9 protein-coding genes are annotated in these 8652 nt (G+C 41.9%); all 9 read right to left on the reverse strand.

What is annotated here, in order from left to right; all coding sequences use genetic code 11:
* Positions 1 to 11: 11 nt before the first annotated feature.
* Positions 12 to 368 (reverse strand): fluoride efflux transporter FluC, encoded by a 357-nt coding sequence (locus R2B77_RS07075; protein WP_203247013.1) that lies wholly within the window; start codon positions 366 to 368, stop codon positions 12 to 14.
* Entirely contained in the window at positions 365 to 742 is a 378-nt protein-coding gene (locus R2B77_RS07080) for a fluoride efflux transporter FluC (RefSeq protein WP_203247012.1), read from the reverse strand. Before R2B77_RS07080 ends, R2B77_RS07075 begins: the two co-directional genes overlap by 4 nt.
* Positions 739 to 2886: an ATP-dependent helicase gene (locus tag R2B77_RS07085; protein WP_203247011.1), complete on the reverse strand. Its 2148-nt coding sequence runs from the start codon at positions 2884 to 2886 to the stop codon at positions 739 to 741. The genes R2B77_RS07080 and R2B77_RS07085 overlap by 4 nt, the downstream gene beginning before the upstream one ends.
* Positions 2887 to 3050: 164 nt before the next feature.
* Positions 3051 to 3596 carry a GNAT family N-acetyltransferase gene (locus tag R2B77_RS07090; RefSeq protein ID WP_203247010.1) on the reverse strand — a complete coding sequence of 182 codons (546 nt, stop codon included), beginning with the start codon at positions 3594 to 3596 and terminating at the stop codon, positions 3051 to 3053.
* Between the two features lie 13 nt (positions 3597 to 3609).
* A complete protein-coding gene (locus R2B77_RS07095) occupies positions 3610 to 4170 on the reverse strand; it encodes an AAA family ATPase (protein ID WP_212391338.1) in 561 nt (186 codons plus the stop codon).
* Positions 4167 to 4694, reverse strand: coding sequence for a signal peptidase I (gene lepB, locus R2B77_RS07100; RefSeq protein WP_203247008.1), 528 nt, complete (start codon positions 4692 to 4694; stop codon positions 4167 to 4169). Before lepB ends, R2B77_RS07095 begins: the two co-directional genes overlap by 4 nt.
* A gap of 144 nt (positions 4695 to 4838) precedes the next feature.
* Positions 4839 to 6839 (reverse strand): methyl-accepting chemotaxis protein, encoded by a 2001-nt coding sequence (locus tag R2B77_RS07105; protein ID WP_203247007.1) that lies wholly within the window; start codon positions 6837 to 6839, stop codon positions 4839 to 4841.
* A gap of 150 nt (positions 6840 to 6989) precedes the next feature.
* A complete protein-coding gene (locus R2B77_RS07110) occupies positions 6990 to 7589 on the reverse strand; it encodes a histidine phosphatase family protein (RefSeq protein WP_322555665.1) in 600 nt (199 codons plus the stop codon).
* 41 nt (positions 7590 to 7630) lie between these two features.
* Complete coding sequence (locus R2B77_RS07115) at positions 7631 to 8416, reverse strand: alpha/beta hydrolase (RefSeq protein ID WP_203247005.1); 786 nt, start codon at positions 8414 to 8416, stop codon at positions 7631 to 7633.
* Positions 8417 to 8652: the final 236 nt, after the last annotated feature.

An 8652-nucleotide genomic window follows, 5' to 3' on the forward strand; every position in this document is an offset into this window, starting at 1 on the left:
CATTTCCCCTGTTAAATACTACCGATTGCATAACCGATTGCTGCGAGTATCAGCCCACCGCCATAGGTCAACAACAAATAACAGACAGCATATCTCTTCTTACCATTTCTCCACAGCTCAATCAGCTCTTTATGTAATGTGGAAAATGTCGTGAGTGCACCCGCAAAACCTGATGCCAGCAACAGCGTCAAACCGCTTGATAATTCCAGCCCAAAGACGAGTCCAATCAATAACGCACCGAACCAATTGACAACCAATGTCCCAACAGGAATGCCGACAGTATGATTCATCTTTTTCGTCGTCACATAACGGATTACAGCACCTAAAAATCCACCGATGCCAACCAAAACTACATCAAGAAAAGTCATTTCTGCACCTTCCTTGCACCGAAATAAAAGCCGAGTGTACCAGCCGCAAGTCCACCGATAATACTGAGAGTAACATACAATATAGCCATAGCAAGTTGGCCACTTTCTACCAGTAATACGGTCTCCATGCTCACAGCTGAAAACGTTGTGAATGCACCCAAAAATCCTGTTGTCACGGCATCGTATAACGATTGATTGACATTCAGCTTCCGCAAAGCCCCCGCGACAATAAAGCACAACACAAAAGTCCCTACAAGATTAATGATAAATGTCGCTGTCGGAAATCCTGATTCACTGTGGATAAGCTCCCCCAGCACTACTCGCGCGATTGCGCCTAAAGATCCTGCCAGCCCAACCCAAAGGATATGCCTCATAGCGCCACCTTTTCAAGTAATCGAAGGGATAGTACCGTTTCCAAATCAAGACATTTTTCCGTATCTCCAAATTGTATATGAACTTCATTACCATCATGCACAACAATTTCACCTAGTCCAAACACACGATGCTTGACCGTAGATCCAACAACTAGTTCATCCCTGTTGTTAATGCCTTCAGGATTTATAGGAATCGATGTCTTCGAAACTGGTGCAGATGTCTCGGTCTTGCCCGGCTTCAAAAGCAGCCCCCGCACTTCATTCAAAAACCTTGAATCCTCTCTCGTTTTCCCTTCGTCCTGACTGTAAGACAGTAACTCTAAACGGTCCTTCGCACGTGTCATGCCTACATAGAAGAGTCGGCGTGCTTCCTCCAACATCGCCACAGCACTCTCATCTTCCTCAGAAGGAATAATCCCTTTTACTAAATCTATCATGAAAACACGCCTGAATTCGAGTCCTTTTGCACTGTGAAACGTCGATAATGTCACTGCGTTTTCCGCAGGTTCAAACTTCGCCTGTTGAACAGCTTGCTCAAGCTCCTTCAAGCGTTCTGCAAAGTCCACCATCGTCCTCAATTGAGAAGCAATTCCCTCAAGTGTATCAAGAATGCCCAACAAATAATCAATTCGAAAACCAAATTTCTCTGCCCTACTTTTCAAAGCCGCCTCATAGCCCAAGTCATTGCGAATGAGCTGAATGACACGCTCTGGCCGCATATCCGGAATAACAGCATAGCCCTTTTTATAATCCATCAGCTTCTTCACTTGGCTGTCCTTCAAATCAACCGATTGAATAAAAGCATCAAAAACATTCCCAGTTGTCATAGTATTTTCGAATATCGTTAGCATACTTCGGGAAATAAATAGATTCATTTTCATCACAATTTTTGCAAAAACATCTTTGCGTTCCGTATTAAAACTCAGTCGCATAAAGTTCAATATATCTTCAACAATCCAGTGGGAAAAAAATTTATCATCCGCATCTTTCATATAAAATGGGATACCGCGGCGGTGCAATTCATTGACATACATCGTCGACGAGGAGTTATTACGAAATAGAATAGCGACCTCATTCAAATTGCTTTCCCCCAGCAATTCATACGTCACATATTCTAGCTGTCGTTTCGGATCATCCAGCCGTCGAATATAAATGGGCTCCTTCGCCTCATTTTCCGTATGCATGTCCTTCGGATAACGCTTCTTGTTTCGTTTGATGAACTTCGAAGTGAGTTCAACAATTTCTTTGGAGGAACGATAATTGCGTTCCATCATCAATACTTGTGCATCTGGATAAACTTTCTTAAATTCCAACAAATAATCCGGTTCCGCCCCACGCCATGTATAAATGGACTGATCATCATCCGCGACAACGCAAAGATTGCCATGATGCGCCACCAAATGTTCCACAATCTTATGTTGCACAAGCGATGTATCCTGGCTTTCATCTGTCAATAAATAGTCATAGAGATTACGAAAGCGTTCACCTAACTGCTCATCTTGTCGTAGCCCTTGCTCTGCAATCGTCAGCATATCGTCAAAATCCAGCATCAGATGCCCTGGAGTACGCGATTTGTATTGCTCATACTTACGTGCCATACGACCCGACTTGTCGACAGGTCCTTTTAAATCCTCCCATTGTTCAAGCGGAATCATGCTGTTTTTGATAGAACTAATAAATGTTGAAAGAGACGCCAGCTCATCATCCGTACAATCCTCTTTCAGCACTTCTTTATAAATTCCTCTCAATAAAAAAGCCTTATTCACTGACTGACGCCCTTTGCCCCCACCTTCAATCAAGTCAAACGTCGTACCACTAGTCGTCAAATGACTACGTGCAATCGTAAATGCCAAACTATGAATAGTCGAAAAATCAATAGGCTCACAATCAGGAAAAAATCGACTGAAACGCTCCGTCATATCACGCGCAGACGCCCGGCTAAACGTGATAGCCTTAATGCGCTTTGGATCCACATGCTTCTCCTCAATTAAATAACCAATGCGCATAATCATGGTAGTGGTTTTCCCTGAACCAGGGCATGCCAACAACAGCAACGGTCCTTCCGTTTGCAGCACCGCCTGTTTTTGTACATCATTCAACTCTATATTCAATTGTTGCTTTTTTCGCTCAAAAAAATCGGTCATCATTTTGTAACTCCTTCTACATTGCACTGCTCTTAATTTACCATACGAACGCGTATTTGTAGAGTTAGACAAGTAGTTTATCACCGACTCTGGTCCCTCTATCACCGCCATGGCAATTTCAAGCATAAAAAAACCTCCACATTGACGCTTGTGGAGGTGCTTGACTAGTTTATATTCCATTCCCCACGTAACAAAGAAAACACCAAAGCATCATGGGATTGTCCATTCTGAAACAGATAACTTCGCAACTTTCCTTCTTCCAAAAATCCTTGTTTCTTCAAAAGTCCAATAGATGCATCATTTGCTGGAAATGTGACAGCTCCCATTCGATGAAGATCTAATTCCTCAAATGCATAGTCCAAAACTGCTTGCAACGCTTCAGACGTTATGCCACTTCTCCAGAAATCAGGATGAATTTCAAAACCAACTTCAGCCTTTTTCATTCCCAAAGCCAAATTATTCAATCCGATTGTGCCAATAAATCGATTGGATTGATTATTGATAATTGCCCAGCGCATGCCTCTTTTTGTATCAAAATTGTTTTTAAAATGCTGTACAATATTTTCGGCCTGTGCCAGCTCCTGGAATGGATCCATCCCATAATACCTCACCACTTCGGGATTTGATAATACCTCAAAAATTGCAGGTGCATGCTCCACTTGTACTTCGGTCAAACGAAGTCGTGACGTCGTTAACGTTGGAAATGTCACAATGCTCTCCCCTTCACTTCTCCACTGCATCCGCCAATACTAGCGGATTGCATTGCTTCACATACATATCCTCTGCTGGAAAATATCGTTGTTCATAATGACGAATAATATCCTCGCTACTTCCAATATAACCATCCCTGTCTAGAGCGCGCGCCATTCTCGTCTCTTGCTCTGTTTCAAGATAAATGACCTTATCGAAGTACGCCCTTAACTCAGGACGTTGCAGAAAAATCCCTTCAACAATTACCGTTGTGCCAATCGGAATATCAAATGTCTGCTTGCGATAACTATCCTCTGGTTTATCGTATAACTCAATGGTGTCATGTACAGCCAATCCACTATGTAATGGCTCTAACAGTTTTTCAATCAAATAATCATAGCGCCATTGCACATAATAATAGCAATACCATTCTTCAAACTGCTTATTATACCGAACATCGCGCGTATGAATAAAATCATCCAAATGAATCACAATTGCGTCTTTCAGCTGGCGTTGTAAATTCAGCGCATATGTCGTTTTCCCAGACCCACCAAGACCATCAATACCAATTAGTAAAGAACGTTTTTCCATCATTTCGGTATCCCAATATCGCGTAGCGGATAAAACTTAAATGTCACAGCACCAACGACAGACTTCTCATCAATCACACCAAGCTCCCGACTATCTGTGCTATGCCTTCTATTATCCCCCAGGACATATAAATGACCTTCTGGCACTTCAACTATAAAATCTTGTGTTAGCTTCTGTCCTTCGAATACCTTCTCTTTATTCGCTTGAATATAATCTTCCTCATATTCCACGCCATTAATAGACAGCTTGTCATCCTTCATGACAACGACATCCCCTGGCAGTCCAATAACTCTTTTAATAAAATCTTCTTCAGAGTTAGGCGCGTGGAAAACAATCATGTCAAAACGATTGATTTTATGAATTTTTGAAATGACGATTTTATTTGCATTTTCAAACGTTGGTTCCATGGATTGTCCCGATACAATTACCGGGGTAAATAGAAATTGGCGAATGACAATGGCAATAATAACCGCTACAGCTAGCGATTGTATCCATGAAATCAGTTCACGCTTGCTTTTTTCCTTCAATTGTTTTCCTCCGTTCACTGCATATATACAATTTTTCCATACACATTATATTCTATGTCTATCCATATGACTCCTGCTAATCTGAAAATGTTTCCCAAAATAAGAAAGTTGCCTCCAATTTTCGAAGGCAACTCCTTGTTAATTTTATAATTTGAACTGACTAATTGCTGTATGCAAATTATCACTGAGCCCTGATAATGTGTCTGCAGCTTGTGCCACTTCGCGAATAGCACGTAATTGTTCGTCTGTCGATGCACTGATTTCTTCACTTGCCGCCGCTGTTTCTTCAGCTGTCGCCGCCATTGTTTCAATCGTTTGCATCACTGTTTCTTTATGTGCAACAACGCGATTCACTTCTTCATACACACTACTAATCGATTGTTCGAGTTTATTCATCAGCCCGGAAATTTCGCCAAATGTCTGTTGTGTATCTTGGACGACTTTCTCCTGCTCATGGAAGGTTTCACCTGTTTCCCTCATTTGACTCGATACTTGGCGAGAACCATTTTGTAACTCCTGAACAGTCAATTTCACTTCTTCCGTTGCACGCGTAGACTGTTCAGCAAGCTTCCGCACTTCATCCGCAACGACTGCAAAACCTTTACCATGTTCACCAGCACGCGCAGCTTCGATACTCGCATTCAGCGCCAGCAAATTTGTCTGTGCTGAAATTTCGGTAATCGTCTCCATCACAGTACCAATGGCACCTACCTTTGTTTCCAATTCGCCTACAGCATCCGCCATTGTTTGTAAATTCGACTTCCAGCCATCGAACGATGCCCCTAATTGATTGACTTGGGTATGTCCTTCTTTATTGATTTCCTCTGCCTCCGTCGCAATACCCGTCATCACCCCGGCTTTTTCATGGATTCCCATGATTTGCTCACCTAAAAGGTCGACTGTTTGTGTAACATCTTCTGTATCATGAGCAGATTTCGAAGCCCCTGACGCAATATCGTCAATAGCCCCAGCCATCTGTTCACTCACTGCATTTGTCTCCTCTGCAGATGCACTTAATCCTTCTGCCGACAGACGAACTTCCTCAACAGATTCGTTCACAACTGTAATAATTGTCCGTACTTTGGATATCATCGCATTAAAATTGTCAGCCAGCTGACCAAACTCATCCTTCGACTTTACTTCCGCATAAGCATTCAAATTACCCTCCGCAACCTCATCCATCGCAGTACGAATGATGCCAAGCGGACGCATCATTTTAGAGATTATAAACCAAAGAATTGTAATAATTAATACTTCTGCAAGAACAAAAATAATACTAATTAAATTACGTGTCTGACTGACAGAGCCAATAATTGCATCTTCTTTGAATGCTGCACCCACTGTCCAGCCAAGATGTGAAATTTCATTGAAAACGCCAATCATCTTTTCTCCATTTTCTGTATAACGTTCAATCCCCGCTGATTCCCCATCACTAAATGTCGCCGTCAAATGCGACAAATCCGCCATTTCCTCAGCCTCAGGGACAAGCAACGGGTGAACAATCGCTCCATTGCTTCTGTCGAATAAAAATGGGTACCCCTCAAATCCAAAATCACTTTGAGAAACACTATCCGTAATGTTTTCTAAACTAATATCCACACCAATTACGCCAACAAGTGAATTGTTGCGGTGCATCGCTTTAGACGCAGTAATAACATAGCCACCAGATGCCGCATCGACATACGGATCAGACCAAACGACCTTATCCGGTTGCGCACTCGCCTCTGTATACCAAACTCTTGACGTCGGGTCGAAATCAGGAATTTCAAGATGCGGAACAAACTTTGTATATTTATTAGCAAAACCAAAATAGAGTAAATCGGTTGCGGGCAATTGTTCTATATAATCCGCAAATGCTGTTTCGATAGCACGAGTGAGTACAACTTCATCCTCTTTCCCATACTGCGTCTCTATAAATTCTGTAACTGCTGGATTGGTCGTCAGTAAATATAAAGCCTTTTCGTATTGCAGCATGAAGTTTTCAATGCTGTGTCCCATCTCTTTGACGGCCACTTCACTTTGTGCCAGCAATAACCGTTCTGTTTGTTGTTGCATTTGATTATTAACAACAAAATTTATCACTGTCAGAATAACAAAAAACAATAAAAACAGGCTTACAATAATTTTGGTTTTAATAGATTTCATTGTTATACCCTCCTCTTTCTACACCATTCGACATGATTTCCCTCATTATAGTCTATAAGTCTAGTAGAAGGTAGCTAATTTTCTAACAAAAAAGTTATTTCAGTGTTTACGGCAAAATAAAAACGCCAATAGCTGGCGCTCTTTTGTACATCAAACTCTATTCGTTAGATCCAAATGCTTTGTACAATTATACAAGCTGCATATATTCTCTTCATCACTCAGCTCAACAACCGTGAGCGATGTATTATCTACCTTATCTCCAAGATCCTCATCTGGCACAAGTGCACCCATCAATCGTTTGATGAATCCTCCGTGACTAACAACGAGCACACGCTGGCCCGCATGATTTGCTTTCATATCTTCAACAAATGCCATCCCTCTTGAAATAATATCCTCGTTCGGTTCAACACCTAGCTCCATCTCTCTCCATGTTGAACCCCATTTTTCGAGCCGTTCCACTTCTGTCGTTCCTTCAATTTGGCCGCCTCCGAATTCACGCAGTCGGTTGTCTTCCAACAATTTAATAGCGGGCTTGCTCTTCGCAATAATTTCCGCCGTCTTTTTCGCACGGATTAATGGACTCGTATAAATGATATCCCATTGCTCCTCGGCAATTCTTTTCGCCACATGCTCCGCCATTTCAATTCCTTCTTCATCAAGAGGAATATCTGAACTCCCCTGTGCTCGTCCTTCTTTATTCCAAGCTGTGACACCATGTCGCACAAATCCAATTGTCGTCAAATGAAACACTCCTTAATTTAATCAATAAAAAAGCCTTGCCTCGGCGTTTCCTAGACGATATAGCCAAGTGATCTCAACACATTATTCATAAATGCCTCTGTATAGAGATAGACTTCCTCGCGTTCAGGCTCCTGAAATACATCATGATAGAGATGCTTCCATTCTTTATATTGAAACTCGGAAAGATTTTGGTGGATCAACCACTTCTTCGCCTGTAAAGAATCAGCTATTTTATCGCTCCCGGCGATATGGACAAGTATCGGCACATTATGAATCGTCCCCTCATACTGTGCCACAACTTTCATGAAGGTTTGCAAATCTTTATACCAGCTAGCTCTCGCAACGGAGTTATAGTGTCGATCCTGATGAGCCTCTACATATAGATCATAGTTACGCGTCAACAATTCAATGCTAATGTCATGATTAATCTTCATAGATGAAGTCAATTTTGACAACACCGTCGAAAACTTCGGTGGCTGATGCTTAAGCGCTAACCAAGGAGAACTGAATATAAATCCAGCACACTCAATTTTCTTTGCTTGAATCATGCGCATCACAATCGTAGCACCAAGTCCATGCCCCATGACGAATAAAGGCAAACTATCATCCAACCCAACTTCCACTAACTTCTTCACATAAGTGACATAAGCATCAAAGGACTCATCATGAATCCTTTTCCCTTCAGCCCCATGCCCAGGCAAATCGCCTGTCACAACATGAAAACCAGCACTTCTAAATTTTTGTATAAGCCATGCGTACCGACTATGATGTTCATACGCATTATGGACAATGGCTACGACAGCTTTCGGCTGCCCCTCCGCCTCCCATTTCCACATGGACATCAGCCCCTTATCTATTCAATAAATTACGCCTTGGCGTAATTACGTCCAAATTTTGAATTATGCAAGGCACAATTAACTCCTTTCAAAATTTGTGACATCCGCCGGAGGCTTTATCTTCATTCATCAGGCATTTGAAAACCTGATGAATGAAGATAAACATAATGTTTGTTAAGATAATTATACACGATAGAGAGAAAAGAGGAGAACACTATGATTTACCCATTTCATGA

This window comes from Sporosarcina beigongshangi (assembly GCF_033485195.1).
Lineage (GTDB): Bacteria > Bacillota > Bacilli > Bacillales_A > Planococcaceae > Sporosarcina > Sporosarcina beigongshangi.